At 70.9% G+C, this 25,731-nt stretch carries 30 protein-coding genes and 1 tRNA gene; 19 read left to right on the top strand and 12 right to left on the bottom strand.

The window, feature by feature from the left end; translation table 11 throughout:
• Positions 1-51: 51 nt before the first annotated feature.
• Positions 52-1,266 carry a 4-hydroxybenzoate 3-monooxygenase gene (locus AC1DWJ_RS13355; protein WP_457252284.1) on the top strand — a complete coding sequence of 405 codons (1,215 nt, stop codon included), beginning with the start codon at positions 52-54 and terminating at the stop codon, positions 1,264-1,266.
• A 25-nt stretch (positions 1,267-1,291) separates the two neighbouring features.
• Here AC1DWJ_RS13355 and AC1DWJ_RS13350 read toward each other — a convergent pair whose 3' ends face one another.
• Positions 1,292-1,963 carry a substrate-binding domain-containing protein gene (locus AC1DWJ_RS13350; RefSeq protein WP_477620995.1) on the bottom strand — a complete coding sequence of 224 codons (672 nt, stop codon included), beginning with the start codon at positions 1,961-1,963 and terminating at the stop codon, positions 1,292-1,294.
• A 125-nt stretch (positions 1,964-2,088) separates the two neighbouring features.
• On the opposite strand from AC1DWJ_RS13350, the gene AC1DWJ_RS13345 reads away from it, so the two are divergent.
• The 5 genes from AC1DWJ_RS13345 to AC1DWJ_RS13325 are packed head-to-tail and all read left to right on the top strand — an operon-like array spanning position 2,089 to position 7,087.
• Positions 2,089-3,114, top strand: a complete 1,026-nt coding sequence (locus AC1DWJ_RS13345; protein WP_477620994.1) for an amidohydrolase family protein — start codon at positions 2,089-2,091, stop codon at positions 3,112-3,114.
• Positions 3,115-3,138: 24 nt separating this feature from the next.
• A complete protein-coding gene (ligK, locus tag AC1DWJ_RS13340; RefSeq protein WP_457252287.1) occupies positions 3,139-3,828 on the top strand; it encodes a 4-carboxy-4-hydroxy-2-oxoadipate aldolase/oxaloacetate decarboxylase in 690 nt (229 codons plus the stop codon).
• Positions 3,829-3,831: 3 nt separating this feature from the next.
• Positions 3,832-4,761: an amidohydrolase family protein gene (locus AC1DWJ_RS13335; protein ID WP_477620993.1), complete on the top strand. Its 930-nt coding sequence runs from the start codon at positions 3,832-3,834 to the stop codon at positions 4,759-4,761.
• A complete protein-coding gene (gene ligA / locus AC1DWJ_RS13330) occupies positions 4,758-6,125 on the top strand; it encodes a protocatechuate 4,5-dioxygenase subunit alpha (RefSeq protein ID WP_477620992.1) in 1,368 nt (455 codons plus the stop codon). Before AC1DWJ_RS13335 ends, ligA begins: the two co-directional genes overlap by 4 nt.
• The gene (locus AC1DWJ_RS13325; protein ID WP_477620991.1) at positions 6,122-7,087 is read left to right on the top strand and encodes a Gfo/Idh/MocA family oxidoreductase; all 966 of its coding nucleotides are present in this window, start codon (positions 6,122-6,124) and stop codon (positions 7,085-7,087) included. The genes ligA and AC1DWJ_RS13325 overlap by 4 nt, the downstream gene beginning before the upstream one ends.
• Positions 7,088-7,139: 52 nt before the next feature.
• Here the strand turns inward: AC1DWJ_RS13325 and AC1DWJ_RS13320 are convergent, their stop codons facing one another.
• Positions 7,140-7,448: a prolyl oligopeptidase family serine peptidase gene (locus tag AC1DWJ_RS13320; protein ID WP_477620990.1), complete on the bottom strand. Its 309-nt coding sequence runs from the start codon at positions 7,446-7,448 to the stop codon at positions 7,140-7,142.
• 201 nt (positions 7,449-7,649) lie between these two features.
• On the opposite strand from AC1DWJ_RS13320, the gene AC1DWJ_RS13315 reads away from it, so the two are divergent.
• On the top strand, positions 7,650-7,985 hold the full coding sequence (locus AC1DWJ_RS13315; protein WP_477620989.1) for a hypothetical protein: 336 nt from the start codon (positions 7,650-7,652) through the stop codon (positions 7,983-7,985).
• 215 nt (positions 7,986-8,200) lie between these two features.
• Positions 8,201-10,384, top strand: a complete 2,184-nt coding sequence (locus tag AC1DWJ_RS13310) for an MMPL family transporter (protein ID WP_477620988.1) — start codon at positions 8,201-8,203, stop codon at positions 10,382-10,384.
• Between the two features lie 22 nt (positions 10,385-10,406).
• Here AC1DWJ_RS13310 and AC1DWJ_RS13305 read toward each other — a convergent pair whose 3' ends face one another.
• Positions 10,407-10,637, bottom strand: a complete 231-nt coding sequence (locus tag AC1DWJ_RS13305) for a DUF3263 domain-containing protein (RefSeq protein ID WP_477620987.1) — start codon at positions 10,635-10,637, stop codon at positions 10,407-10,409.
• A 181-nt stretch (positions 10,638-10,818) separates the two neighbouring features.
• Between AC1DWJ_RS13305 and AC1DWJ_RS13300 the strand changes: the two genes are divergently transcribed.
• From AC1DWJ_RS13300 to AC1DWJ_RS13285, 4 genes are all read left to right on the top strand, one after another.
• A complete protein-coding gene (locus AC1DWJ_RS13300; RefSeq protein WP_477620986.1) occupies positions 10,819-13,101 on the top strand; it encodes a fibronectin type III domain-containing protein in 2,283 nt (760 codons plus the stop codon).
• A gap of 78 nt (positions 13,102-13,179) precedes the next feature.
• Positions 13,180-13,857 carry a hypothetical protein gene (locus AC1DWJ_RS13295; RefSeq protein ID WP_477620985.1) on the top strand — a complete coding sequence of 226 codons (678 nt, stop codon included), beginning with the start codon at positions 13,180-13,182 and terminating at the stop codon, positions 13,855-13,857.
• 385 nt (positions 13,858-14,242) lie between these two features.
• A complete protein-coding gene (locus AC1DWJ_RS13290) occupies positions 14,243-14,728 on the top strand; it encodes a cupin domain-containing protein (protein ID WP_477620984.1) in 486 nt (161 codons plus the stop codon).
• Positions 14,725-15,234, top strand: coding sequence for a rhodanese-like domain-containing protein (locus AC1DWJ_RS13285; RefSeq protein ID WP_457252298.1), 510 nt, complete (start codon positions 14,725-14,727; stop codon positions 15,232-15,234). Before AC1DWJ_RS13290 ends, AC1DWJ_RS13285 begins: the two co-directional genes overlap by 4 nt.
• Positions 15,235-15,327: 93 nt before the next feature.
• Here the strand turns inward: AC1DWJ_RS13285 and AC1DWJ_RS13280 are convergent, their stop codons facing one another.
• Together AC1DWJ_RS13280 and bcp are read right to left on the bottom strand one after the other, a co-directional pair.
• On the bottom strand, positions 15,328-15,618 hold the full coding sequence (locus AC1DWJ_RS13280) for a DUF3618 domain-containing protein (protein ID WP_457252299.1): 291 nt from the start codon (positions 15,616-15,618) through the stop codon (positions 15,328-15,330).
• A 64-nt stretch (positions 15,619-15,682) separates the two neighbouring features.
• On the bottom strand, positions 15,683-16,153 hold the full coding sequence (gene bcp / locus AC1DWJ_RS13275) for a thioredoxin-dependent thiol peroxidase (protein ID WP_457252812.1): 471 nt from the start codon (positions 16,151-16,153) through the stop codon (positions 15,683-15,685).
• Between the two features lie 191 nt (positions 16,154-16,344).
• On the opposite strand from bcp, the gene AC1DWJ_RS13270 reads away from it, so the two are divergent.
• The 4 genes from AC1DWJ_RS13270 to AC1DWJ_RS13255 are packed head-to-tail and all read left to right on the top strand — an operon-like array spanning position 16,345 to position 18,917.
• Positions 16,345-17,034 carry an energy-coupling factor ABC transporter permease gene (locus AC1DWJ_RS13270; RefSeq protein WP_457252300.1) on the top strand — a complete coding sequence of 230 codons (690 nt, stop codon included), beginning with the start codon at positions 16,345-16,347 and terminating at the stop codon, positions 17,032-17,034.
• Positions 17,031-17,408: a PDGLE domain-containing protein gene (locus AC1DWJ_RS13265; RefSeq protein WP_457252301.1), complete on the top strand. Its 378-nt coding sequence runs from the start codon at positions 17,031-17,033 to the stop codon at positions 17,406-17,408. Before AC1DWJ_RS13270 ends, AC1DWJ_RS13265 begins: the two co-directional genes overlap by 4 nt.
• Position 17,409: 1 nt before the next feature.
• The gene (cbiQ, locus tag AC1DWJ_RS13260) at positions 17,410-18,171 is read left to right on the top strand and encodes a cobalt ECF transporter T component CbiQ (protein WP_477620983.1); all 762 of its coding nucleotides are present in this window, start codon (positions 17,410-17,412) and stop codon (positions 18,169-18,171) included.
• Entirely contained in the window at positions 18,168-18,917 is a 750-nt protein-coding gene (locus AC1DWJ_RS13255; RefSeq protein ID WP_477620982.1) for an energy-coupling factor ABC transporter ATP-binding protein, read from the top strand. The genes cbiQ and AC1DWJ_RS13255 overlap by 4 nt, the downstream gene beginning before the upstream one ends.
• Here the strand turns inward: AC1DWJ_RS13255 and AC1DWJ_RS13250 are convergent.
• The 4 genes from AC1DWJ_RS13250 to AC1DWJ_RS13235 all read right to left on the bottom strand — a co-directional run bounded on the left by AC1DWJ_RS13250 (position 18,914) and on the right by AC1DWJ_RS13235 (position 21,898).
• Positions 18,914-20,254, bottom strand: coding sequence for a CoA transferase (locus tag AC1DWJ_RS13250; protein ID WP_477620981.1), 1,341 nt, complete (start codon positions 20,252-20,254; stop codon positions 18,914-18,916). The genes AC1DWJ_RS13255 and AC1DWJ_RS13250 overlap by 4 nt on opposite strands.
• 74 nt (positions 20,255-20,328) lie before the next feature.
• Positions 20,329-20,601: an Ada metal-binding domain-containing protein gene (locus tag AC1DWJ_RS13245; protein ID WP_477620980.1), complete on the bottom strand. Its 273-nt coding sequence runs from the start codon at positions 20,599-20,601 to the stop codon at positions 20,329-20,331.
• Positions 20,602-20,607: 6 nt separating this feature from the next.
• Entirely contained in the window at positions 20,608-21,267 is a 660-nt protein-coding gene (locus AC1DWJ_RS13240; RefSeq protein ID WP_457252306.1) for a DUF1684 domain-containing protein, read from the bottom strand.
• A 127-nt stretch (positions 21,268-21,394) separates the two neighbouring features.
• Positions 21,395-21,898: a cupin domain-containing protein gene (locus tag AC1DWJ_RS13235; RefSeq protein WP_457252307.1), complete on the bottom strand. Its 504-nt coding sequence runs from the start codon at positions 21,896-21,898 to the stop codon at positions 21,395-21,397.
• A gap of 33 nt (positions 21,899-21,931) precedes the next feature.
• Between AC1DWJ_RS13235 and AC1DWJ_RS13230 the strand changes: the two genes are divergently transcribed.
• On the top strand, positions 21,932-22,552 hold the full coding sequence (locus AC1DWJ_RS13230; RefSeq protein WP_457252308.1) for a TetR/AcrR family transcriptional regulator: 621 nt from the start codon (positions 21,932-21,934) through the stop codon (positions 22,550-22,552).
• Between the two features lie 67 nt (positions 22,553-22,619).
• Positions 22,620-22,703: transfer RNA gene (locus AC1DWJ_RS13225), tRNA-Leu, on the top strand.
• 18 nt (positions 22,704-22,721) lie between these two features.
• Here the strand turns inward: AC1DWJ_RS13225 and rdgB are convergent.
• The gene (rdgB, locus tag AC1DWJ_RS13220) at positions 22,722-23,345 is read right to left on the bottom strand and encodes an RdgB/HAM1 family non-canonical purine NTP pyrophosphatase (RefSeq protein ID WP_457252309.1); all 624 of its coding nucleotides are present in this window, start codon (positions 23,343-23,345) and stop codon (positions 22,722-22,724) included.
• Positions 23,345-24,091: a ribonuclease PH gene (gene rph, locus AC1DWJ_RS13215; protein WP_477620979.1), complete on the bottom strand. Its 747-nt coding sequence runs from the start codon at positions 24,089-24,091 to the stop codon at positions 23,345-23,347. The genes rdgB and rph overlap by 1 nt, the downstream gene beginning before the upstream one ends.
• 57 nt (positions 24,092-24,148) lie before the next feature.
• On the opposite strand from rph, the gene AC1DWJ_RS13210 reads away from it, so the two are divergent.
• Positions 24,149-24,949, top strand: a complete 801-nt coding sequence (locus AC1DWJ_RS13210) for a deoxyribonuclease IV (protein ID WP_477620978.1) — start codon at positions 24,149-24,151, stop codon at positions 24,947-24,949.
• 16 nt (positions 24,950-24,965) lie between these two features.
• Here the strand turns inward: AC1DWJ_RS13210 and AC1DWJ_RS13205 are convergent, their stop codons facing one another.
• Positions 24,966-25,685 carry an MBL fold metallo-hydrolase gene (locus tag AC1DWJ_RS13205; RefSeq protein ID WP_477620977.1) on the bottom strand — a complete coding sequence of 240 codons (720 nt, stop codon included), beginning with the start codon at positions 25,683-25,685 and terminating at the stop codon, positions 24,966-24,968.
• Between the last annotated feature and the right edge of the window lie 46 nt (positions 25,686-25,731).

Below are 25,731 nucleotides of genomic sequence, written 5' to 3'. Positions count from 1 at the left end.
GAATACCGGCGATGCTGAACCCCACCACACCACCGCCCCGAGGAGACCCGGGTGGCACCTGCCCCAGCATCCCCCGTCGACATCGTCGTCGACGTGCCCGTCGCCATCGTCGGCGCGGGTCCGGCGGGGCTGATGCTCGCGCACCGGCTGGGCAGGTCGGGCATCGACTGCGTGAACATCGACCTGCGCACGCGGTCGGAGATCGAAGCCACTCACCGCGCCGGCATCCTCGAGGCCGGCGCCGCTCGGGACCTCGTCGACACGGGCGTCTCGGACCGCATCCTGCGGGACGGGCACGAGCACGGCGGGACCGAGCTGCGCTTCGCCGGTCGGGGACACCGCATCGACTTCCGCGACCTCGTCGGCGGGTCCGTGTGGCTGTATCCGCAGACCGATGTCTTCATCGACCTGGCCAACGCGCGGGACCGCGACGGGGGGACGGTCCACTTCGGCGTGACCGATCCCGAGGTGAGCGGGGTCGAGGGAGATCGACCGACGTTGCGGTTCACGAGTGCCGACGGCGTGCGCCACGAGGTGCGCGCCAAGGTCGTCGTCGGTGCAGACGGCTCACGCTCGATGTGTCGGTCGCTCATCCCCGAAGCACGCCGCACCCAGTACTTCCGGGAGTACCCGTTCGCCTGGTTCGGCATCCTGGCTGCCGCGCCGAAGAGCGCCCCGGAGCTCGTGTATGCCCACTCAGAGCACGGCTTCGCGCTGATCAGCCAACGCACCGACGCCGTGCAGCGCATGTACTTCCAGTGCGACCCCGACGAGGACACCGCGGCGTGGAGCGACGACCGGATCTGGGAGACGCTGCAGCTGCGCGTGGCCGGCGACGACGGCTTCTCCCTCGTCGAGGGGCCGGTCATCGAGAAGACCGTGCTGCGCTTCAGATCCTTTGTGCAGCAACCAATGCGGTGGGGTTCCATGGTGCTGGCCGGGGACGCGGCGCACACCGTTCCACCGACCGGCGCCCGTGGTCTCAACCTGGCTCTCCACGACGTCAAAGTCCTCGCCGAGGTGCTCCCGCGCGCCCTCGGCTCGGCAGGGCTCGACGCCCTCGACGGCTACGAGCCGCGAGCCCTCAGCCGGGTCTGGCGGGCGCAGAACTTCTCCTACTGGATGACCCAGATGTTGCACACCGCGCCCGGCGCGAGCGCGTTCGACCTGCGCCGACAGCTGGGCGAGCTGGACAACGTCGTCTCCACGCGCGCCGGCCGGACCTACCTCGCCGAGCAGTACGCGGGGTGGCCCAACGACTCGTAACGGCAGTGACGCGTGACGCTCGACGTCAGTCGACGGGATCACCGGCAGGCGCGAGGGCGTGACGCCTGATCACGTCGTGAGCCGCTGCGTGAGCGAGCAGGGTCAGGGCAGCCAGTGCCTCAGCCGGGTGGTCCGAAGACGTCGCGACCGCGCCCGTGAAGATCGTGACGATCTCTGCACCGGGTGGCATCGGGCCGATGACGGTCACGCCCGGGGCGGCGGCGAGCTCGCTGCGCTGCTGGAAGCCGAGATCCGCTGCGCCGTCGGCGAGCAGCCGGGCGACCGGCATACCCGGAGGTGCCTGCACCCACCTGTCCGCGAGGTCTTCGCCGAGGCCCCAAGCCCCGACGAGGGCAAGCAGGGCCGAGCCACTCGGCCCAGTGGAGTGGCCGATTCGTCGCGAGGCGAGCAGGGCAGCAGTCAGGGCCTCGATGCTGCTGATGTCCGGTACAGGAGCGCCCGCGGGGACCCCGACCACGACATCGGACACGAACAAGGGCCGGGCCGTCTGACCGTCGACGACGCCGTCGTGGGCCAGCGCCTCGATCGCGTCACCCGCCAGCACCACGACGTCGGCCACCTCACCCGCCCTGAGTCGCTGCGCCACCTCGATGCCGCCTCCCGACTCCACAGTGAGGTGACCCAGTCCGAGGTCGTCCTCGGCTGTCAGCGCAGTCAGCACGCCACGCGTTGCCATCGACGAAACCCCTCGCAGCGCAACCACGGTGTCCACGCTAGGCGGCCACCACAGTCCTCCACAGAGCCCTTCCGTCAGGCGGAAGGCCCGCTCGACGACCGGTCCACGGATGCGAGGCTGGACCGGTGATCATCGACTGCCACGGGCACTACACGACGGCGCCGGCGCCGCTCGAGGCCTGGCGCAACGCCCAGGTCGCCGCGATCGGCGACCCGGCCAGCGCGCCCGACCCGGCGGCACTGCAGATCACCGACGACGAGATCCGGGCGAGCATCGAGGCCAACCAGCTGCGGCTGATGGACGAGCGTGGCATCGACGTGACGATCTTCTCGCCGCGCGCCAGCTTCATGGCCCACCACATCGGCGACTTCGACGTCTCCTCGACCTGGGCCCGGATCTGCAACGACCTCTGCCACCGGGTCAGCACCCTCTACCCGGACCGCTTCGTCATGGGAGCCATGCTGCCGCAGTCGCCGGGGGTCGATCCCGCCACCTCGGTGCCCGAGCTGCGGCGTGCGGTCGAGGAGCTCGGCGCCGTCACGGTCAACCTCAACCCCGATCCGTCGGGTGGCCACTGGGACAGCCCGCCCCTCACCGACCGGTCCTGGTACCCGGTCTACGAGGCGTTGGTCGAGCTCGACGTGCCGGCCATGGTGCACGTCAGCACCTCCTGCAACGACGCCTTCCACACGACGGGGGCGCACTACCTCAACGCCGACACGACGGCGTTCATGCAGCTCCTCCAGGGCGACCTCTTTGCCGACTTCCCCACGCTGCGCCTGGTCATCCCGCACGGCGGCGGGGCAGTCCCCTACCACTGGGGCCGGTTCCGAGGACTCGCGATGGCACTCAAGCGGCCGGACCCGGAAGCGTTGCTCGCCAACGTCTTCTTCGACACCTGCGTCTACCACCAGCCGGGGGTCGACCTGCTGACGAACGTGATCCCCAGCAGCGCCATCCTCTTCGCCAGCGAGATGATCGGAGCCGTCCGTGACGTCGACCCGCGCACCGGTGCGTACTTCGACGACACCAAGCGCTACGTCGACGCCACACCGCACCTGACCGATGACCAGCGCCAGGACGTGTATGCCGCGAACGCGCGTCGGGTCTACCCCCGCCTCGACGCGCGGCTGCGCGAGCAGGGACGCTGACATGAGCACTGAGGAGGAGACGCCGTGAGCGGGACAGAGCTGGGTGTCGTGCACACCAGGGTCGAGCGGGCTGACGCTGACGCTGTCCGGGCCCTCTCGGCCTACGGCGTGGCCACCGTCCACGAGGCCATGGGCCGGGTCGGCCTGATGCGGCCCTACATCCGGCCCGTCTACCAAGGCGCGAAGCTCTGCGGGCCGGCCGTGACGGTCCTGCTCCAGCCGGGCGACAACTGGATGCTCCACGTCGCCGCCGAGCAGGTCCGGGAGGGCGACGTCCTCGTGGCGGGGTGCACGACGGAGAGTGAGGACGGGTTCTTCGGCGAGCTGCTGGCCACCTCCCTCCGCAGCCGGGGCTGTGCCGGTCTGGTCATCGACGGTGGTGTGCGGGACGTTGCCGACCTGGAGAAGATGGACTTTCCCGTCTTCAGCCGGGCCATCAACGCCAAGGGGACGATCAAGGCGACCCTGGGCTCCGTCAACATCCCGGTCGTGTGCGCGAATGCCCTCGTCCACCCCGGTGACGTCATCGTGGCCGACGTCGACGGGGTGGTCGTCGTGCCCGCCGCGAGCGCGCCCGCCGTGGCAGCGGAGGCGGCCAAGCGGGAGGCGAACGAGGAGGGCAAGCGGGCCAAGTTCCGCAGCGGCACACTGGGACTCGACCTCTACGACATGCGTGAGCCGCTCGCCCGTCTCGGCCTGCGCTACGAGGACTGACGGATGACCGAGACCATCACCAAGACGCCCGGCTGGCTGGACTGGTACGCCGGCCCGACGAAGCCCGGCTTCGTGCTCCCCGACGGCGCAGTCGACGCACACTGCCACGTCTTCGGCCCTGGCGCGGAGTTCCCCTTCGCGCCGGAACGCAAGTACACCCCCTGCGACGCCTCCAAGGACCAGCTCTTCGCGCTGCGCGACCACCTCGGCCTCGGCCGCAACGTCATCGTCCAGGCGACCTGCCACGGCGCCGACAACCGCGCCATGGTCGACGCCTTGCAGGCCTCCGACGGCAGGGCTCGCGGGGTGGCGACGGTTCGTCCCGGCATCTCCGAGGTCGAGCTGGCCGACCTGCACGAGGCCGGCGTCCGCGGCGTGCGGTTCAACTTCGTCAAGCGGCTCGTCGACACACCCTCCCCTGCGGACCTGCAAGACGTCGTCGCCCGGATCACCCCCTTCGGCTGGCACGTCGTCATCTACTTCGAGGCTCCGGACCTGCCCGAGCTGCGCGACTTCTTCACCGCGATCCCCCTGCCCCTCGTCGTCGACCACATGGGCCGGCCCGACGTGTCCGCGTCGCCGGACGGACCTGGCTTCACCGGCTTCCTCGACCTCATGCGGACCAAGCCCGACGTGTGGTGCAAGGTGACCTGCCCCGAACGCCTGTCGCGCACCGGGCCACCGGCCCTCGACGGCGAGCACGCGGCATACCGAGACGTCGTGCCGTTCGCCCGCCGCGTCGTCGAGGAGTTCCCCGACCGGGTGCTGTGGGGCACCGACTGGCCGCACCCGAACCTCACCGACCACATGCCTGATGACGGCCTCCTCGTCGACGGCATACCTCACATCGCGCCCACACCCGAGCTGCAGCAAGCTCTGCTGGTCGACAACCCGATGCGCCTCTACTGGCCTGAGGAAGGATCAACCCCATGACGATGGACAAGCCGTACCTCGACGTGCCCGGCACGACGATCTTCGATGCCGACCAGTCGGCCAGGGGCTACCACCTGAACCAGTTCTGCATGTCGCTGATGTCGCCGGAGAACCGCAGCCGCTTCATCGCCGACCAGAGTGCCTACCTCGACGAGTGGGAGCTGTCGCCCGAGCAGAAGCAGGCCGTGCTCGACCTCGACCTCAACGAGTGCATCCGGCTGGGCGGCAACATCTACTTCCTGTCCAAGATCGGTGCGACGTTCGGGCTGTCCTTCCAGCAGATGGCCGGGTCCATGACGGGCATGACCGAGGCCGAGTACCGCGACATGATGCTCGCCGGGGGTCGCTCGATCGAGGGCAACCGGATCCGCGACGCGCTCGCCGCCCGGATCGTCGAGAAGGGCTATGCCGCGCAGCCCGCAGCGGTCGAGGCGCACCCGACGATCACGGCCAGTGTCTACACCTCGCACGTGCCGGCGATCGGTGCGGCGATGGACCTCGGCAAGACCGAAGAGCCGTACTGGAAGGCGGTGTTCGACGGGTACGAGTGGTCGCGTCAGTGGATGGCCGAGAACACCCCCGACGTCGTCATCCTCGTCTACAACGACCACGCGACGGCCTTCGACCTGCACCTCATCCCGACCTTCGTCATCGGGACCGGACCCCACTTCCCGGTGGCAGACGAGGGGTATGGACCGCGCCCGGTGCCCCCGGTGGAGGGCGACCCCGACTTCGCGGCCCACCTCGCCCAGTCACTCATCCTCGACGACTTCGACCTCACCCTCGTCAACGAGATGGCCGTCGACCACGGCCTGACCGTGCCGTTGTCGCTGATGTTCGGCGAGCGCAGTCCCGACGACCCGTGGCCGTGCAAGGTCATCCCCCTGGCCGTCAACGTCGTGCAGTACCCCGTCCCCCACGGTGCCCGCTGCTACGCGCTCGGTCGGGCCCTGCGCCGGGCGGTCGAGTCGTATGACCAGCCGCTTCGCGTCCAGGTCTGGGGCACCGGCGGCATGAGCCACCAGCTGCAGGGGCCGCGGGCCGGCCTGATCAACCGGGAGTGGGACAACGCCTTCCTCGACCAGCTCATCTCGGACCCCGCCGGGCAGGCAGAGGTGGGCCACCTCAACTACGTCGAGGAAGCCGGCTCCGAGGGCATCGAGCTGGTCATGTGGCTGATCGCGCGCGGCGCGATGGCCGACATCGCCGACGATGGTGGCCCCGGGGCCGGCACCACCGAGGTGCTGCACCGCTTCTACCACGTGCCGGCATCCAACACCGCGGTCGGACACCTCGTCCTCGCCAACCACGCGGCCCAGGACCCAGCCAGCGGTCCGGCTACCCCACAAACAGGAGCGAGATGACCAACCAGCCGATCCGAGTGGCCCTCGCCGGGGGCGGCGCCTTCGGCGCCAAGCACGTCAACGGGTTGAAGCGCATCCCCGACGTGGAGGTGGCCGCGGTGGTCAGCAGCTCGCTGGAGTCGGGGCTGGCCTTCGCGGCCGAGCACGGCGTAAGCCGGGCCGTGGCCACCCTCGACGAGATCCTCGCGATGGACGACGTCGACGCGGTCATCCTGGCCACCCCGACCCCGATGCACGCCGACCAGACCCAAGCCGTGCTGCGGGCCGGCAAGCACGTCCAGGTGGAGATCCCCCTCGCCGACTCGTTGGCGGGGGCGCTGGCGTGCGCTGAGCTCCAGCGGGAGACGGGGCTGGTCGCGATGGTCGGCCACACCCGCCGGTTCAACCCCAGCCACCAGTGGGTGCACCAACGAGTCGTGGAGGGCAGCTTCACCATCCAGCAGATGGATGTGCAGACCTACTTCCTGCGCCGTCAGAACCTCAACGCCCTCGGCCAGCCCCGGTCGTGGACCGACCACCTCCTGTGGCACCATGCCGCCCACACGGTGGACCTGTTCGCCTACCAGACCGGCTCACCCATCGTGCAGGCCAACGCGATCCAGGGCCCGATCCACCCCGAGCTCGGCATCGCCATGGACCTGTCCATCCAGCTGCGGGCCGAGAGTGGCGCGATCTGCACCCTGTCCCTGTCGTTCAACAACGACGGCCCGTTGGGCACGTTCTTCCGCTACATCGGCGACACCGGTACCTACCTGGCGCGGTACGACGACCTCAGCACGGGCAAGGACGAGCCGATCGACGTGACCCGGGTGGCCGTGTCGATGGACGGCATCGAGCTGCAGGACCGCGAGTTCGTGGCGGCCATCCGCGAGGGCCGGCAGCCCAACTCCTCGATCGCCGACGTCCTCGCCTGCTACCAGACCCTCGAGGCACTGGAGCGGCAGCTCGAGGCGGCCCGGTGACCCAGGCCTCGGCAGGGGGTCCTGGGGTCAGCCCGCGTGAGCCAGCAGGAAGTCAGTCGTCCGGTCCACCAGGGCCTCGACCTCTGGCGTCGGCAGCGTCGGGAACATGGGCCCCTCCCCCGGGCACGGTGACCACCTCGGCCGCCACCCCGGCAGCCAGCAGAGCCTCGGCCAGGCGGGCGCTCTGCCGATGCGGTACGGCCAGGTCCGCGTCACCGTGCACCAGCAGGAACGGCGGCGCACCGGAGTGGGCGTGGTTGACCGGGCTCGCCTCCCGGGCCAGATCGGGGAGGTCGGCCGCCGGTCTGCCGAGGAGCACCGCCTCCCGCGAGCCCGGCCCACAGTCGGCATCGCCCCCCACCGCGGCCGGTCGTCGGGCATGGCCAGCAGGTCTGTGACGGGGTACCAGAGCGCGGCTGAGGTGACGGGCGGCGCAGTCTCCGTGCGGAGAGCGTGCAGGGTGGCGAGGTGGCCGCCGGCGCTGACTCCGACCACGGCCATGGGCACGTCACCGAGGCCGAGCTCTTCCCGGTACGGGCCGCACGTCCCACCGTCGGAGACGGTGCGTCTGGACCCCGAGTCGGTCCGGGTGGTCGAGACGGCGTTCCGGCTCGGCGAGGACGCCCTGCGCGAGTTCAGGCCTGACGCGGAGCGGACGCTCTGGCCGGAGCACTTCGACCTCGCCATCACGGTGGACCGGGTCAACTTCGGAGTCTCCCCCGGCGACGGCTACCTCGACCGGCCCTATGCCTACGTCGGCCCGCACCACCCGCTGACCGGGGACTTCTGGAACGCACCCTTCGGCGCCGCGCGGCTCGTCGACGAGCTCGGCGACGTCGCGGAGATCGGCGCCTTCTTCAGGGACGGGGCCCGCCTCGCGGCCCGATCGCAACCCTGACCTGCAGCTGACCCAGGCCGTCGCACTCGCGGCCTCTCCCCCTACAAGACCCGCCCCTGTCTGCAGCCAAGGTGTGCCGGACCGGGAAGTGGGGTATTCCTTCTCCATCACACGAGAGGCTGGTCAATGAGGTCGTGGCGCAAGTCCGAGGCCGGCGGTCTCGCCAGGCTGTTCGCGTGGCTCATGGTCACGTTCCGCTGGTCCATCGTGGTCGGGTGGGCGGCATCCTGGTCGCGGCGGCAGTGTGGCTCCCAGCCTCCAGCACCAGCGCCGACCTCGGCGGCTTCGCGCCGCCCAACAGCAAGGCCATCGCCACGGAGACCACCTCGGCCAAGGCGTTCGGCTTTCCCGTCCTGTCGCGCACCATGCTCGTGCAACGCGACGCCAACGGCCTGTCGCAGGCAGCGCAGCAGCGGGCCGTGGAGCGCGCCGTGGCCGTGGCCAAGCACACCGGAGGGGACGTCGGCCCGATCGTGGCGGTCGTGCCGATCGGCAACACCCAGGGCGTCTTCCCCTCGTCGTCGGAGCGGGACACCACTGCCGTGAGCTACGTCTTCACCAAGCCGGGCACCACGTTCGGCGACGAGGTCGGTGCCGCGGACAGGTTCGCTCGGGAGAAGGTGAACCAGCCGGATGACCACTTCGTCGGGGTCACGGGGACGGTCCCCGCGCAGCTCGCTCAGTCCACGATCCTCTACGACCACCTGCTGCTGCTCGAGGGCGTCACGCTGGTGGCAGTCATCGGGATCGTGGCCCTCAAGTTCCGGTCGATCGTCGCCCCGCTCGTGGCTCTGGTGACGGCGGCAGCGTCGTACTTCCTGGCCGTCCGGGTCACCAACTACGCCGGGGGGTTCGTGGAGGGCGGTGCGCCCGACGAGCTCAAACCCTTGGTGCTGGCGCTGGTGCTCGGCATCGTGACGGACTACGCGATCTTCTACCTGTCCAGCATGCGCGCCGGTCTCGAGAGCGGGTTGGACAAGGTGGCGGCGGCCAGGGCCTCGTCCGCGCAGACCGGTCGGATCGTGCTGGTCGCCGGGATCGCGGTGGCGGCAGGCAGCGCCGCGATGGTGGTCGCCGAGTCGGGCTTCTTCCGCGCGTTCGGACCGGTGCTGTCGCTGTCCGTGCTGTCCTCCATGGTCGTCTCGCTGACCTTGCTGCCCGCACTGATGGCGATCTTCGGTCGCGCGCTGTTCTGGCCCACCCGGCCCCAGCGGGAGCGGAACCAGCCCGTCGCGCGGGCCGCCGCCCGGGTGCTGACGGTGCGGGTGGTGGCGCTGGTCCTCGGTGGAGCGTGCGTGGTCGGGCTCGCGACCCTGGCCACGGACGCGGGGCGGCTGCACCTGGGCGTCTCCTTCGCGGCGTCCCTCCCCTCCGACAGTGCGCCGAATCGGGCGGCTCAAGCGGCCGCATCCGGGTTCGCACCGGGCATCGTCGCGCCGACCGAGCTGCTGCTCCAGGGGAGCAACGTCGGCGGCGACCGGGACAAGCTCACCCGCCTCGGCCACGAGCTGTCAGAGCAGGAGGGGGTCGCCGGCGTGCTGAGCCCTGACGCACTGCCCGACGAGGTGGTGCGTGGGGCGCTGGTGACCAAGAGCGGCGACGCGGCTCGCCTGATCGTGGTCCTCGACCACGATCCGTTGGGGCCCACCGCGATCCGTGACCTCAACCGGGTGACTGCAGCCATGCCCGACCTGCTGCAGCGGGCCGGGCTGGACGAGGTCCCCTATGGCTTCGCCGGCGACACCGCAGTGGCCAGCGAGCTCGTCGCCGCCACCAACGCCGACCTGCGCCGCATCGCGGTCGCGGTGCTGCTCGTGAACCTCGTCCTCCTGATGGTGTTCCTGCGTGCGATCGTGGCGCCGGTGCTGCTGCTCGGCTGCAGCGTGCTGGCCCTCGCCGCATCGCTCGGCTGCCTCACGCTCGTCTTCCAGGACCGGCTAGGCCATGACGGGGTCGCCTTCTACGTGCCCTTCGCCGCGTCGGTGCTGCTCCTCTCGCTCGGGTCCGACTACAACATCTACGGCGTCGGCCACATCTGGACCCGGGCGAAGCACACCACGATGCGGGAGGCCATCGCCGAGCGAGTGCCCGAGACCTCTGGAGCGATCACCGCAGCAGGGGTCACCCTCGCGGCGAGCTTCGCCATGCTCGCCATCGTCCCGCTGCGGCAGTTCCGCGAGCTCGCGTTCGTCATGGGCCTGGGCGTCCTCATCGACGCACTGGTCGTGCGGGGCGTCATGGTGCCCGCACTGCTCGCCCTTCTTGGTCGGTTCAGCGCCTGGCCCCGGAAGCTCGGGGGTGCCACGGCACGCGAAGAGCCGGCGGGGGCCGCCCAACTCGACCAACTCGACCGGGCCGACCGAGCCGACCGAGCCGACCGGGCCGACCGAGGCAACTAAGGCGCGAGGCCGAAGCGCCCGGTCAGTGTTCGACGAGCTCCGTGCGGCGCTGGGGCACGAGCCTCCTGCGGATCCGCCGCACGGTGAGCGGGTCGTACTCCATCGCCTCGGGACGCAGGGCGATCCCAATCAGTCGGCCGCCGTACTCGGCGGCGCTCAGGCCCCAGCGCTGCTGGACCTCTGCCTCCTTGGTGCCGGCGTGGCGCCACCACTCCCGCTCGAAGTCGAGCATGGCCATCTCATCGGCCGTCATCGGAACCTCCTTCACCGGGCGCGCCAGCGGACGTCACCAGCACGCCCTTACCCGGATCCGTCCTCCTCAATCACTCCGCCCCGCCGGTCACCTGGCCAGTCGGTGCGTGAAGTAGCCCTCAGGGACGGCATCGGGCCGTACACTCGTGCCGCCACACGACCATCTCTTGGGGGGACCAACCGTGAGCTTTCTGCCGTCCTGGCGCCATGTCCTGGGTGGAGCCACCGCGTTCGGCGTCCTCGTCGGCGTGCTCGCTGTCGCTGCGCCGGCAGCCCAGGCCGCCGACACCGACGCTCCCGTGCTGACCTCCTTCTCGGTCGCGCCCCGCGCCGTCGCGCCCGGACAGGATGTCACGGTGACCTACGCGGCGACGGAGGCGGCGGGGACCCTCTCGTCGGTCGAGTTCCAGTTCCAACGCGGCACAGTCGCCTACACGGCCCACGCGACCGGTGCGGTGCCGACCTCAGGCACCGTCCACGTCAGCCTGCCGGACGGCTCCGCGAACGGGATCTACTCCCTCACCCTCGTGCGGCTCAAGGACCCCGCGGGCAACACTTCCATCGCCTTCCGCAACGGCTCAGTCAGCTACTCCGCGGGCGCCACCGGCCCGGCGACCCATCCGTTGACCCTCTCCGCCGGGGACCTCACCCTGACCGGCTCGGTCCCCGACCAGACGTCAGCCCTGTTGACCTCCGCCTCCATCACCGACTCGACGCTCACGGTGGGCGATCAGGTGGCCGTCGGCTACGGGATGACCGAGCAGCACCTCCTGCGCGCCGTGACCGTGTACTACCAGAACAAGACCGCCAACTTCTCGACCTCCGTCCAGGCTGCCAAGCCGGTCGACGCCGACCTGCCGACGTCGGGGGTCGTCACCACCACCGTGCCTGACACCTGGGCCAACGGCCTGTATGCGGTGACGTCGGTGGCCGTGGTCGACCAGTTCGGCAACACCTCGAGCTTCTACTCCGACGGTAGGACGCTCCGCGATGGGTTCTGGGGCACCCACAGCGTCGACCTGACCGCCCTGTCCTTCACCGTCTCGGGCTCCCCGGCCGACTTCGAACCCCCGGTCCTGACCGGCCTGGGTCTCCCGACGCCGCTGGCCACCTTCGGGGGAACGGTCTCCCTGCCGTACACCACGACCGACGCCAGCGGCCCGCTCAACAGCATCACGGCCACCTTCGCCTCGTCGTCCGGCGACGCCTTCACCCTGACCAACACCGGCGCGCCGTTGTCGGGGACGCTCACCGGACCAGCCAACCCGGCCCCGATGAAGAGCATCGCGGACTACGAGCTCGCCTCCCTCCGCATCACGGACGCGAAGGGGCGCTCGGCGACCTATCACCATGGCGGCCTCCTCGACCTCCCCGGCGGCTCGACCACCCACAGCTTCGACTTCTCGCTCCGCGAGATCCGCCTCGCGAAGGCTCCGACCGCTACGACGTGGGCTGCTGTGACCCCGGGCCCGGCCTCGGCCAGGGTCCAGTGGGACGACGCCGGTGACAACGGCGCTCCGATCACCGGCTGGACCGTGACCGTCAGCCCCTCGGGCAAGGTGGTCACGACGAGCGGCACGGCCCGGTCGGCGACCATCACCGGGTTGACCAACAAGACTCGCTACACCTTCACGGTCCGCGCGAAGAACGCCGTCGGCACGGGTGCAGGGAGATCGGTCTTGGGTATGCCGCGCGCCTTCGGGCTGCGCATCCTCTCGCCCGGGGACTTCGACGGTGACAGCAAGAGCGACATCCTGGCCGTCAACCACGACGGCAAGCTGCTCTTCTACCGCGGCAACGGGCGCGGCGGTTTCGCCTCCACCGGCAAGGTCATCGGTGCCGGCTGGCAGGTCAACCGACTGGTCTTCCCGCGACAGGGTCCCCAAGAGGGCGGTCTGTTCCCCGACGTGTGGGCGGTCAGCTACGACGGCACCCTCCTACGCTACGCCTCGACGCGAAACGGGACGCTCTCGCCCGGGGCGCCGATGGGCTCCGGCTGGGACAAGTACGCCAAGGTGTTCACGGCCGGCGACTTCGGCACCGATGGCTACCCGGACGTCATGGGCATCACCGACGGCGGCGACCTCTACTACTACCCGCACCGGTGGCAGACGGGCGGCTTCTACCCGGGCGTCCGGATCGGCGGCGGCTGGCAGGCGTTCACGCAGGTGTTCGGCGCGGGCGACCAGACCGGCGACGGGCGCAACGACCTGATGGCGATCAAGTCCGACGGCACGCTCTGGCTCTACGCGGGCAACGGCAAGGGCGGGTTCGCCGCAGCCGGCAAGCGGATCGGCAGCGGCTGGGGCTCGGTGCGGGCGGCGTTCATCACCGACTTCGACGGTGGCGGTCCCGACCTCCTCACCGTCGACGCCAAGGGCGACCTACGGCTCTACCGCGGCAACAACCGGGCCGGGTTCAGCTACCGCGGCGTCATCGGCAAGGGCTGGAACATCTTCCTCTGACCGTCGGTCACGACTGGCTGACGAGCGGGCACCGGGCGGAGCACACTGGCCAGACGAGTCGTCGGCAGGAGGCCCAGCATGACCGTGTCGCCATCGGAAGCACCCCCACCGCAGGGAGTCCCCGATGGGGTCCGTGCGCAGATCCTCGCCACTGAGCACTGGAGCCTGCTCGCCACGCGCAGCATGACCTGGTCGGAGGTGATGAGCCGGATCACCATCCACCTCACCGTGGCCTCGGCGTCGCTCGTCGTGCTCGCCCTGTTCGCCCAGGCGTCCGGGTTCACCACGGCCTTCCAGGTGATGGCCATCGGCCTGGCCGCAGCGGTGCTCGTCATGGGCACCCTGACCCAGATCCGGGTCGTCAACGCCAGCATGGACGACGCCTCGACGGTCCTCGGCATGAACCGCCTCCGCGCGGCCTACCTCGACCTCGACCCAGGTCTCGCGCCCTACTTCGTCACCTCTCCCCACGACGACCAGAAGGGCCTGATGCAGACCTATCTCATGGGCTGGCCCCGATCGACACTGAGCCATGTCGCGGGCAGCACGAGCGTCTTCCTGACCGTGGTCAACGCGATCGTCGCGGGGACCCTCGGGTCCCTGGTGGCCGATGCGACCGGCGCCGCCTCGGCCGTCGTCGTGGGCGCGGGTCTCCTGTGCGGCCTCGGCTACGTGGCCGGCCAGCTCGTCATCGGGCAGCGGACCTTCGCCTCGATCCGCCAGGAGTCGCGCTTCCCCACCCCCGAAGACGACTGAGCTGTTCGTCCGTCCCGGTTCCGCCCCCGTCTCGTCCGGTCTGCGAGACATCCCCCCGACGTCGTGGACGAGCCCCGGCCACTCGTGCTCCACTGGTGACATGTCTTCGACCACCGCGGTGACCGCCATGCGCATGGACTCCATGTGCTGCGGCGTCATGCGGTGTTGCTGCTGCGCCTGAGTCCCAGCCCGCACCAGCCCGGCGCTCCATCTGAGTGAGCGCCCCACCCCATCGGAGACCAAGTCATGAGCAGCACCCTCGCCAGCCACGCGGCATACCACCGCATCCACCTCGACCTGCACCTGACCCAGGGCTATGTGTGTCCCCGAATGTGTTGCCACGCCGCACATTCCGACACCCAGTCCACTGAACAGGAGCAGTTCCATGACCGCCATCACCACCGCCGGGACCCCCGGCGTCAACCGCTTCACCCGTAGCCAGCTGCTGCGCACCGCACGGCTCTTCGCCACCGACCCCGACCTCGACCGCCTGGTCGACCCCGAGGCCACCGAGCGCAGCTGGCAGCGCCTCGACGCGACCGACCACCTCGAGATCTGGCTGATCAGCTGGCCCGTGGGCGCGAGCACCGGGTGGCACGACCACCTCCAGTCGGAGGGCGCCTTCCTCACCGTCAAGGGCGAGCTCGCCGAGCAGTCCTGGTCCGGGGGCACCGCCCACGACCGCTACCTCTGGGAGGGCGAGGGCCGCACCTTCGGCCCGCACCACGTCCACAACGTCGCCAACCTCGGCGACCGGCCGGCCCTGTCCGTCCACGTCTACTCCCCCTCGCTGCGCGGGATGACCCGCTACGCCCTGCTCGACGGGCGGCTCAAGCAGACCGCGATCGAGCGGGCAGGAGAGCAGTGGTGACCGCCACCGTCGCACCGACCACCACGGTCGCGCCCTCCGTCCACTGGGAGACCCGGCTGTTCAGCGACCCGACCGCGACCAGCGCGCCGCCGGCCGGACGCGGCTGGGACGCGCCCACCTACGCCGGCATCGACGACCAGCTGGGTGACGCCCGCAGCCGGCTGGACCGGGTGAGTGTGCGCGCCGCCTACCAGGAGGTGCTCTACGGACGGGCCATCCTGGTCGACATCCGTCCGGCCGCCCAGCGCCTCGTCGAGGGCGAGGTGGCTCCCCACCTCGGCGTCCTCGTCGTCGAGCGGAACGTGCTCGAGTGGCGGTTCGACCCGCGGCACGACGCGCGACTCGACGTGGCATCCTTCGACGCGCGCATCCTCGTGCTGTGCCAGGAGGGGTTCACCTCGTCGCTGGCTGCGGATGCCTTACTGCGCTTGGGGATCCACCGCAGCACGGATATCGTGGGCGGGTTCCGTGCCTGGCGCGAGGCGGGCCTGCCCGTCGTCGCCTGAGCGGTCACCCCGGCGACCGAGGTATGCCGCGCGGCCCGGCCCCGCGGCATACCTCCGTGCGTCGTGGTCCAGCAGTGTCGGGGCCTTGGTGGCTCAGCCGCGTCGGCGGCGGATCGCGCTCAGGCCGATGAGGGCGACCGCTGCCGCGGCCAGCGCGGCGATGCGCTCGGTGCGCAGGTCACCGGACTCGGTGCGGGTGGCCTCGGTGAACTTCGCCTTGGCCGACTCCACCTGACGTCGGGCGATCTCGTGCGGCGCGGTGCGGGTGTGCAGCTCGTCGACCGTGCCAGCGAGCCGCTCGCGCGCGGCGGCGATGTCGGCCTCGATCTGGTCGACCGACCGGCTCGCCTCGGACGAGGCCTTGCCGTTCTGGTTGTCGCTCATGCGGCGCTCCTCGGTGGGTGGGGCGGAGTCTGGGTCAGGCGGGGAGACGGGGCTGAGCCGGTCGTCAGGCCAGCCCCAGGTCGCGGCGCAGCTTGGCGACGTGGCCGGTGGCCTTGACGTTGTACCAGGCGTTGGAGACCTTGCCGTCCTCGTCGACCACGACCGTGCTGCGCAGGACGCCCTCGACGGTCTTGCCGTAGAGCTTCTTCTCGCCGAACGCGCCGTAGGCGTTCATGACCGCCTTGTCGGCGTCGGAGAGCAGCCGGATGGTCAGGCCGTCCTTCTCCCGGAACTTCGCGAGCTTCTCTGGCTTGTCGGGGGAGATCCCCAGCACCTCGTAGCCCTCACCGCGCAGCGTGTTGATGTTGTCGCTGAAGTCGCACGCCTGCGTGGTGCACCCCGGCGTCATTGCAGCCGGGTAGAAGTAGACGATCACCTTGCGGCCACGCAGGTCGGACAGCGAGACCTCGCCGCCCTGGTCGTCGGGCAGGGTGAAGTCGGGGGCGATGTCACCTGTGGTCAGTCGCTCGGCCACTGCTGTCTGCTCCTCGTCGTCCGGACGGTGTTGTTGCACGATGATGTTATTGCGAGTCAGTTGCAATAACGTGGCTGTCACCAGCGGTTCCCAACCTATCCCAGCCCGGCTACGAACACCTCAGGGACAGGGCACCGTCAACCAGGCGGCAGCCTCGACCAGGCGGCACCATCCACCCGAAGGAGCGACCCGTGCACGTCCCCGACGGATTCCTCGACGCACCGACGTCGATCGGCACCGCAGTCGTGGCCGCCGGTGGGGTGGCGCTGGCCCTGCGTGGAGCCCGTCGCGAGCTCGACGACCGCACCGCACCGCTCGCCGGACTGGTCGCGCTGTTCATCTTCTGCACGCAGCTGCTCAACTTCCCGATCGCCGCAGGCACGTCGGGCCACCTGCTCGGGGGCGCCCTCGCTGCGGTCCTGGTCGGACCGTGCACGGCGACCCTGTCGATCACCGTGGTCCTGCTGGTCCAGGCGACCCTGATGGCTGACGGCGGGATCACCGCGCTCGGCACCAACATCACCCTGATGGGGCTGGTCGGGGTGTGGACCGGCTGGCTGGTGTTCATCGCCCTGCGCCGGGTGCTGCCCCAGCGCCCCCTGTGGGTGGTGCCCGCCGCAGCCGTCGCAGCGCTGGTCTCCGTGCCCACGGCCGCCTTGGCGTTCTCCGTCCTCTTCGACGTGGGCGGCACGGTGGACGTGCCGTTCGCGACCGTCGCCACGGCCATGGTCGGGGTGCACGCCATCATCGGCATCGGCGAGGCGATCATCAGCGCCCTGGCCGTCCTGAGCATCGTCGCCGTGCGACCCGACCTCGTCCACGGAGCCCGGCCGAACCTCCAGCACCGCACCCTGACCATCCGCGAAGGGGTGCCCGCGTGACCGCTCCCCGACCTCGCGTCTCGACCCGACGCCTCATGGCGGTCGGCATCCTGGTGTGCCTCTTCCTCGCGGGGGTGGTCTCCTACTACGCCTCCAGCCACCCCGACGGGCTCGAGTTCGTCGCCAAGGACAAGGGTTTCGCCGGCTCGGCCGCGCCCCACGCCAGCGACGACTCCCCGTTCGCGGGCTACGCGACGCGTGGCATCGACAACGCCCGGGTGTCCGGCGGCGTGGCCGGCATCGTCGGTGGCGCGCTCGTCTTCGTGATCGCCGGCGGGCTCTTCCTGGCCGTGCGTCGACGCGACGACGGCACCGGGCACGCGGAGGCCGGCGTCGACACGGTCGGCGGCCACCCCGAGCGGGACGGCGACTGACATGGGCGCGGGACACGGCCACCACCTTCATTTCCACGGGCACTCCCCCGTCCACCACCTGCCGGCGCACCTCAAGATCCTCGCCCTGGTGGGTTTCGTCCTGACCGTCGTCCTCACCCCGCGCACCGCCTTCGCCGCGTATGCCGTCTACCTCCTCCTCGTGCTCGTCGCCCAGCGTGCGTCCCGGGTGCCGTTCGGCTACTTCGCCAAGCGGATGGTGGTCGAGGTGCCCTTCGTGCTGTTCGCGCTGCTGATGCCGTTCGTCGCCACTGGCCCCCGCCTCACCGTGGGTCCGCTGCGGCTGTCCGAGCACGGGCTGATCGGCGCCTTCGCCCTGCTGGCCAAGGGCACGCTGGGGGTGATGGCGTCGCTGGTGCTGGCGACCACCACCGAGCCGCGCCACGTGGTCGCCGGTCTGGAGCGGCTCCGGCTGCCCGGCCAGCTCGTGCAGATCATGGGCTTCATGGTCCGCTACCTCGAGGTCGTGACCGGCGAGGTGTCACGGATGAAGGTCGCCCGCGAGTCGCGTGGCTTCCAAGCCCGGTCGGTGCGCGCGTGGCCGGTGCTCGCGTCCACTGCCGGCGCCCTGTTCATCCGCTCCTACGAGCGTGGCGAGCGGGTCCACCTGGCCATGCTCTCCCGCGGCTACACCGGGTCGTTGCCGGTGACCCACCCGGTGACGGCGACACCCGCGCAGTGGCGCGTGGCCGGCATACTCCCCGCCGCGGCCCTGGCGACCCTGCTCGTGGTGGCGACCCGGTGACCACGCCGGTGCTCGACGTGCGCGGGCTGGCCTACGCCTATCCCGACGGACACCAAGCGCTGTTCGGCGTGAATCTCCATGTGCACCAAGGGGAACGTGTCGCCCTCCTCGGACCCAACGGCGCGGGCAAGACCACCCTGGTGCTCCACCTCAACGGCATCCTCACGGCCGGTGCCGGGTCGGTCTCGGTGTCCGGCCTGCCGGTGACCGAGCCCAACCTCATGGAGGTGCGCCGGCGGGTGGGCGTGGTCTTCCAGGATCCTGACGACCAGCTCTTCATGCCGTCCGTGCGGGCCGACGTGGAGTTCGGGCCGGCCAACCTCGGCCTCCGTGGCGCGGCGCTCGAGGCCCGGGTGGTCGCCGCCCTTGAACAGGTCGGGATGCTCGACTTCATCGACCGACCACCGCACCACCTGTCGTTCGGTCAGCGTCGACGGGTCGCGGTGGCCACCGTGCTCGCGATGGAGCCCGAGATCCTGGTGCTCGACGAGCCCTCGTCGAACCTCGACCCCGCGTCGCGACGGGAGCTGGCCGACATCATCCGGTCCCTGGACGTGACCGTCCTCATGGTCACCCACGACCTCCCCTACGCCTACGAGCTCTGCCCCCGCTCGGTGGTCCTGTCCGACGGGGTCGTGGTCGCGGACGGCGCGACGCGGGAGGTGCTGACCGACGACGCCCTGATGTCGGCGCACCGGCTCGAGCTGCCGTTCGGGTTCGACCCGCGGACCATCCCCACCCCCTAGCGGGGTCCGGGCTCCCACGCGGCCTCGTCGGCGCCGTAGCGGCGCCCCACCCACGCGAACTCCCGCGGGGCGTCGTCGAGCGTGAACGCCGGACGAGCCTGCACGACGTGCCCGTATGCCGTGTCGAACCCGACCGTCCACGGGCCCAGGTCGTCGACTGGCTCGACTCCCCCGTCGAGGGCGTCGGTCTGCAGCAGCCAGTGGGCGGTGCGCGCCAGGTGCGCCTCCACCCGCCAGGTGCCGCCCTCCTCGGCGCGGCGGCGCAGCGCTGACAGCACGCCCGCCGCGAGGAGGTAGCCGGTCGCGTGGTCGAGCGCCTGGGCGGGGAGCGCGCCCGGCGTCCGTCCGTCGCGGGACTCGAGCACGGCGATGCCGGTGGCCGCCTGCACGATGCTGTCGAAGCCGCGGCGCCCGCCCCACGGCCCGCTCGGCGTCCACGCACTCAGGCTGGCGCAGACGAGGTGGGGGTGCTGCTCGGCGAGGTGCTCGGGGTCGAGGCCGAAGGCTGCCAGCGCCCCGGGCCGGTAGCCGGTGACCAGGACGTCGGCCGCCGCCAGCAGGTCGTGGAGGCGGTGGCGGGCATGCTCGTCCTGCAGGTCCACGAGGGTCGAGCGCTTGCCGGAGTCCGTGTCGAGGTGCAGCACGTCCAGCTCGGGGAGGTGGGGGCTGTCGACCCGCAGCACGTCGCACCCCAGCTGGGCCAGCGCCCTCGTCGCCACGGGGCCGGCGAGGACGCGCGTGAGGTCGAGGACGCGAGGCCGGACCGGCGTGGGCATCGGGTCCGTCGTGGCGACCGAACGCACCGCCAGGACGTCGTGGCGCGCGATCGCGTGGGCCTGTTCGGACGCCATCCACTCGGTGATCGTCCGGACCCGGACGGCGATGCCGTGGTCGGCGGTGACGACGTCCTCGAGAGCCTGCGCCGGCCGGTCGGCGATCGCCGAGCTGGCGTCGTGGCGGGTGGCGCCGTCGGGCAGCCCGAGGGCCCGCAGCAGTCGCACCCGGTGGTGGGGATAGTTGGCGTGCGTGCGGACCCAGCCATCGCTCGCCTCGAAAAAGCCTGACAGCGCTGCGAATCCGGGCTCGCGCGCGCCGTCGATGGTCTGCACCTGGTCGTTCCGGAAGGACACCGACACCTGACGAGGGTCGACCCGCACCCGCTGCGCACCCCGCAGCGCGGCGCCGGCCAGCCCGGCGGCAGCGACCGCTCCGCAGGCGAGGGTGTTCACCGGGAGTTCGGAAGGAAGGGCGCCGCCGGGCGCGAGCTGGAGGTGCGCCGCCGCATACCCCTCGTCGAGGCCCAGGGCCGGGAGCACCTCGCGCAGCAGGTGGTTCACACGTCGACTCTAGAACCCCCGGGAGACCTCGTCGTCCTGGCTGCTCGCCGGTGCCTCAGCGGCTCGCCGGTGCGTCAGCGGCTCGCCGGTGCGTCGGCGACGGCCTGGGCCTTCCACGCGGCGTACTCGGTCCGCAGGCAGGTGCCGCAGGGGCGGTAGCCCGCGGCGACGGCGGTCGCCGCGTCCGCGAAGAAGACCCGGTGCTGGACGTAGCCGCCCTGGCGGATGGCGCGCAGCGCGGACGGGCAGTCGAGGCGTCCGTAGAGCTTGCCCCGGCGGTTGCCACCCAGCGTCCCGGGCACCTCACTCTCGCAAGGCTTTCCGTCAGCGCCGATGAGCGTGAACACGGTGGCCTAGTAGCCCTCCGGAAGGAGCTCGCCGACCGGAGTGCTGGGCTCGATCCGGTTGGCCGCAGGCGCCAGGGGGCAGACCCAGCGGTAGTCGTAGACGCACGACGGGTTGTACGCGAAGTTGAGGTCGACCACCCACCGGCCGTCGTCGTCGCGACCCAGGTCGGTGCCCTTGACCGTGTCGAGCAGGTAGCGACCGGCACCGTAGGTCTCGGTGCCCGCCGAGCCGTCGCGCACCGGCAGGAAGATGCCGCCGCCGTAGGAGTTGAGCCACCACACGTCGAGCGTGCCGAGTCCGTCGAGGGTGACCCGACCGGCGCCGGTGAACGGGACCACCCCGTCGGTCGCGGACCGGAACTCCCATGGCTGCTGGGCGTCTGCGTCGTCCTCCCCCACCGCCTGCACCTCGACGACGAACCGGTAGGCCGCGTCGTACGCCGCGTGCCGCAGCTGCTGGCCCTCGCGCCGGGGCGAGGCAGGGTGGTCGAGGAAGAGCTCGGACCGTCGCTCGACCCAGAGCGCGTGGGAGGTGGCCGGGTCCGGCTCGGCCCGCACCGCGGCATACAGGGCATGCACCTCACGCCGCCACGACGCGACGTCAAGGGCACCGGGGTACTCCAGCTCGTCCTGCCCTTCGAGGTCGCTGCCTTCGTGGTCGCTCACTCGCCGATCGTAGGCGCCTCGCCCTGCTCCGTCGTCCCCACCCAGCGTGGGTCGCTCCCCAGCACGTACCCGGACTGGACCAACAGAGCCGTGACGTGCCCTGCCGACAGGTCGGCTTCGGGCGCGGTCAGAACGGCGGGGGTCCCAGGATGACGATCGCGCCAGTGGCCGCGGCCGCTGAGGCGACGCGCTCAAAGTCAGGAGGCGGCGGCTCCGCGAGCCCGGCCGGGTCGCTTGCCTGCCGGTAGAAGGCTTCCCCTGTGCCGGGAGTCTGGAGGCAGAGCATCCGCGCCGTTGGCGTCGTCACCATGAAGGCGTGCGGTATGCCGCGCGGGATGATCGCGATGCCGCCCGCCGCAAGGGTCTGCTCGTGACCGGCGACGTGAAGGCGCACCTCGCCGTCGAGCATGTAGAAGGTCTCGTCCGCCTCAGGGTGCTGGTGCAGCGGGGTCACCTTGCCCGCGTCCAGGAGGTCCTCGAAGAGGAGGTACGCGCCACCGGTCTCGTCCTCGGTGGCCAGCCAGGTGTGCACTCCCCCGCCGCAGAACCAGCGACGCTCACCCGCTCCGTCCGCTCGCAGTGTCGTTGCCAGCGTCGCCATGAAGAGACCCACCTTCTTCGTGGGACTCATGTCCCATGATGAGATTAGGGTACCGTGAAACTCGTGTCAACGCCCTATGAGCTCACCGGTCGATCCCGCCAGAAGGTGCGAACCCGCGACGCGCTGGTCGCCGCCGCGCGTGATCTCGTCGCGCAAGGTGGAACCGCGCCAACCGTCGAGTCGGCCGCTGAGGCGGCATCGGTCTCGCGCACGACCGCCTACCGGTACTTCCCCACTCAGAAGGCTCTGCTGGTCGCTGCGCATCCCGAGATCAGCGCGAAGACCCTCGTCCCTGAGGACGCCGGCGACGACCCGGAGACCCGACTCCTGGGCGCGGTCGACGCCTTCATCAGGATCGTCGTGGACACCGAGCACCAACAGCGAACCATGCTGCGGCTCTCGCTGGACCCGGACATCTCGCGCGAGTCACTGCCGCTCCGTCAGGGGCGCGCCATCACGTGGTTCGAGGAGGCCCTCGCCCCCCTGCGTCCGCGCCTCTCCGACGCTGAGATCCATTCACTGGCACTGTCCGTCCGCAGCGCCGTCGGCATCGAGTCGCTGGTCTGGTTCACCGACATCGCTGGGCTCACCCGCGAGGAGGCGGCCCATCGGATGCACTGGTCCGCGCGAGCCCTCCTTCGGCAGACGCTCGCGGAAGCCGGTCTCGGGAGCTCGACCGGCTGACGCTCAGGCGCGTGGCCACCGCAGGGGGCCAGCGCGCCCACGGCGTCTGCGTAGAATTGCCGCGCTCGCCGGAGTGGTGGAACTGGTAGACACGCGGCACTTAGGATGCCGTGCCTTAGGCGTGGGGGTTCGAGTCCCCCCTCTGGCACCAATGCCTGACGTGTGGGGCTCAGCCGAGGAGCTCGCGCAGGTGCGGGACCATGGCGCGGAAGGCCTTGCCGCGGTGCGAGATGGCGTTCTTCTCCTCGGGGCTCAGCTCTGCCGCGTGGCGGGTGTCGCCCTCCACGACCAGGACCGGGTCGTAGCCGAAACCGTTGGCGCCCTTGGCCTCGCGCGCCAGCGACCCCGCCATCCGGCCCTCCGTCGCGCGGACCGTGCCGTCGGGCAGGGCGAGCACCGCAGCGCAGACGAAGGCCGCGGCGCGGTGCTCGTCCTTGACGTCGGCGACCTGGGCCAGCAGCAGGTCGAGGTTCGCCCGGTCGTCGCCGTGCCGCCCCGACCAGCGCGCCGAGAAGATGCCCGGCGCACCACCGAGCACGTCGACCGCGAGGCCGGAGTCGTCGGCGAGCGACGGCAGGCCGGTGTGGGCGGCGAGCGCCACGGCCTTGAGGCGGGCGTTGCCCTCGAAGGTCACCTCGTCCTCGACGACGTCGGGCGCACCGTCGAACTCGGACGCCCCGACGATCTCCAGGCCGAGCTCCTCGCACACGTCGGCGAGGATCGCCCGCAGCTCGCCGACCTTGTGGTCGTTGCGGGTGGCAAGGACGACCCGGCACACAGGCTGCGCTGACATCAAAGGACGCGCTCGCGCGGGGTCGTGGCGAGCGCCTCCTGCTGCTTGAGGGTGAGGTCGGCGCACCCGACGGTGGCCTTGTCGAGCAGGAGGTTGAGCATCTCGCGGTCGAAGGGCGCACCCTCGGCGGTGCCCTGCACCTCGACGAACCGCCCGTCGCCGGTCATGACGACGTTCATGTCGGTCTCGGCCGTGGAGTCCTCGGGGTAGTCGAGGTCGATGACGGCCTCCCCGTTGACGATGCCCACGGAGACCGCCGCGATCGAGCCGGTCAGGGGCTGGGCGTCCTTGCGGATCAGGCCCTTGGCGCGAGCGTCCTCGATGGCGTCGACCAGGGCGACGTAGGCGCCGGTGATCGAGGCGGTGCGGGTGCCGCCGTCGGCCTGGAGGACGTCGCAGTCGAGCACGATGGTGTTCTCGCCCAGGGCCTTGGTGTCGATGATGGCGCGGAGGCTGCGACCGATGAGCCGGCTGATCTCGTGGGTGCGCCCGCCGACCTTGCCCTTGCGGGACTCGCGGTCGGAGCGGGTGTTGGTCGACCGCGGGAGCATCTCGTACTCCGAGGTCACCCAGCCGGTGCCCTTGCCCTTGAGCCAGCGCGGCACGCCCTCGGTGAACGACGCCGCCACCAGCACCCGGGTGCGGCCGAACTCCACGAGCACGCTGCCCTCGGCGTGGTCGAGCCAGTTGCGCGTGATGCGCACCTCGCGGGTCTGGTCAGGGGTGCGTCCGTCGTGGCGAGTCATGCGGCAAGGCTAACGGGGGCGTGCCGGGCGTCGGTGGCCCGGCCTAGGGTGGGAGCCATGGCTGACACCACTCGTCTCGGCGCCCACGTCGACTCGGCCGACCCCGTCACCGCTGCCCAGGAGCGCGGCGCCGGGTTGAGCCAGTTCTTCCTCGGCAACCCGCAGGGCTACAAGGGTCCTGAGTACGCCTACGAGGGTGGGCCGGAGGCGTTACGGGCTGCTGCGGAGGCCGCCGACGTCGACCTCTACATCCACGCCCCCTACCTCATCAACGTCGCCTCGACGAACAACCGCATCCGCATCCCCAGCCGCAAGCTGCTCCAGCAGTTCATCGACGCGGGTGCGCTCATCGGGGCCAAGGGGCTCATCGTCCACGGCGGCCACGTCGAGCAGGCCGCTGACGTCGACAAGGGCATCGACAACTGGCGCAAGGCGATCGAGGCCACCGACCTCAAGATCCCGCTCCTGCTGGAAAACACCGCAGGCGGCGACAACGCCATGGCGCGCACGCTCGAGCGCATCGCCCGGGTCTGGGACGCGATCGGCACTGCCGAGGGGTCCGACAACGTCGGCTTCTGCCTCGACACCTGCCACGCCCACGCCGGCGGCATCCCCCTGGCCACCGCGGTCGACGACCTCCGGGCCATCACGGGTCGGATCGACCTGGTCCACTGCAACGACAGCCGCGACGAGTTCGACTCCGGAGCCGACCGGCACACCAACCTCGGCGAGGGACTCATCGACCCCGACGAGCTGGTGGGCGCGGTGCGGGCAGCCGGGGCCCCCGTCGTCATCGAGACCCGTGGCGGGCTCGAGGGGCAGCAGGCCGACCTGGACTGGCTCCGCGCTCGGCTCTGACCCGGGTGGAGACCGCTCAGTCGACCAGCGGGTGGGTGGCGAGGAACCGGCGGATGTGCTCGCGCGGCTGGTCGGCCAGGTGCGGGCCGTGGGTGAAGGCCGCCGTCGAGTAGTCCAGCTCGGCGAGCCGGTGGGCGGTCTTCTGGGTCAGGGCGAAGTTGGAGCAGAACGACTTGATCGGCCAGCGCAGTCCGCGGACGTTGAAGATCGAGTCACCGGTGATGAGCACCCCCGACTCGCGGTGCAGGTATGCCGCGTGGCCGGGTGAGTGCCCGGGAGTGTGCACGACCTCGAGACCACCGGCGACGTCGAGCACCTGGCCGTCGGTCAGCCGCTCCCCCACGGTGACCGGCGGGAACCCGTTGGTGCCCATCAGCCTGGTCATGATCCTGGCCACGAGGAACGACTGGTCACGCTCGGCCGTGTGCCCGGCCTCGGCGTACGGGGCGTCGTCCTCGTGGATGCCGAAGTCGCGCCCGGTCTGCTGGGCCACGTGCGCCGCCCCGCCGGCGTGGTCGGGGTGGGCGTGCGTCAGGAGCAGCCGCGTGACGTCCGACGGGCCGGAGCCGATCGACGCGAGGGCGGCCATCACCTTGGGCCCGGACTGCTTGATGCCCATGTCGACCAGCGTCACCTGGCCGTCGGCGTCACGGAGGATGAAGCCGTTGACGAAGTCCCCGAGGAGGGGGATGCGCCAGACACCGGACGCGATGGGGACGGCTGCCGCTCTGGCCATGCTGCGAGCCTAGGCGATCACCTGCCACCCCGCCCTTCTCCACTTC

It is taken from the genome of Pedococcus sp. P2_D7, assembly GCF_056404295.1.
Note: the sequence above shows the minus strand (reverse complement) of the source record. Positions and strands in the feature narration are given on the sequence as shown.

Coding starts and splice junctions, on each gene's coding strand:
- AC1DWJ_RS13350 (WP_477620995.1), bottom strand. CDS start 1,963: ATGGCAACGCGTGGCGTGCTGACTGCGCTGACAGCCGAGGACGACCTC.
- AC1DWJ_RS13335 (WP_477620993.1), top strand. CDS start 3,832: ATGACCGAGACCATCACCAAGACGCCCGGCTGGCTGGACTGGTACGCC.
- ligA (WP_477620992.1), top strand. CDS start 4,758: ATGACGATGGACAAGCCGTACCTCGACGTGCCCGGCACGACGATCTTC.
- AC1DWJ_RS13325 (WP_477620991.1), top strand. CDS start 6,122: ATGACCAACCAGCCGATCCGAGTGGCCCTCGCCGGGGGCGGCGCCTTC.
- AC1DWJ_RS13305 (WP_477620987.1), bottom strand. CDS start 10,637: ATGACGGCCGATGAGATGGCCATGCTCGACTTCGAGCGGGAGTGGTGG.
- AC1DWJ_RS13295 (WP_477620985.1), top strand. CDS start 13,180: ATGACCGTGTCGCCATCGGAAGCACCCCCACCGCAGGGAGTCCCCGAT.
- AC1DWJ_RS13290 (WP_477620984.1), top strand. CDS start 14,243: ATGACCGCCATCACCACCGCCGGGACCCCCGGCGTCAACCGCTTCACC.
- AC1DWJ_RS13280 (WP_457252299.1), bottom strand. CDS start 15,618: ATGAGCGACAACCAGAACGGCAAGGCCTCGTCCGAGGCGAGCCGGTCG.
- cbiQ (WP_477620983.1), top strand. CDS start 17,410: ATGGGCGCGGGACACGGCCACCACCTTCATTTCCACGGGCACTCCCCC.
- AC1DWJ_RS13235 (WP_457252307.1), bottom strand. CDS start 21,898: ATGAGTCCCACGAAGAAGGTGGGTCTCTTCATGGCGACGCTGGCAACG.
- rdgB (WP_457252309.1), bottom strand. CDS start 23,345: ATGTCAGCGCAGCCTGTGTGCCGGGTCGTCCTTGCCACCCGCAACGAC.
- rph (WP_477620979.1), bottom strand. CDS start 24,091: ATGACTCGCCACGACGGACGCACCCCTGACCAGACCCGCGAGGTGCGC.
- AC1DWJ_RS13210 (WP_477620978.1), top strand. CDS start 24,149: ATGGCTGACACCACTCGTCTCGGCGCCCACGTCGACTCGGCCGACCCC.
- AC1DWJ_RS13205 (WP_477620977.1), bottom strand. CDS start 25,685: ATGGCCAGAGCGGCAGCCGTCCCCATCGCGTCCGGTGTCTGGCGCATC.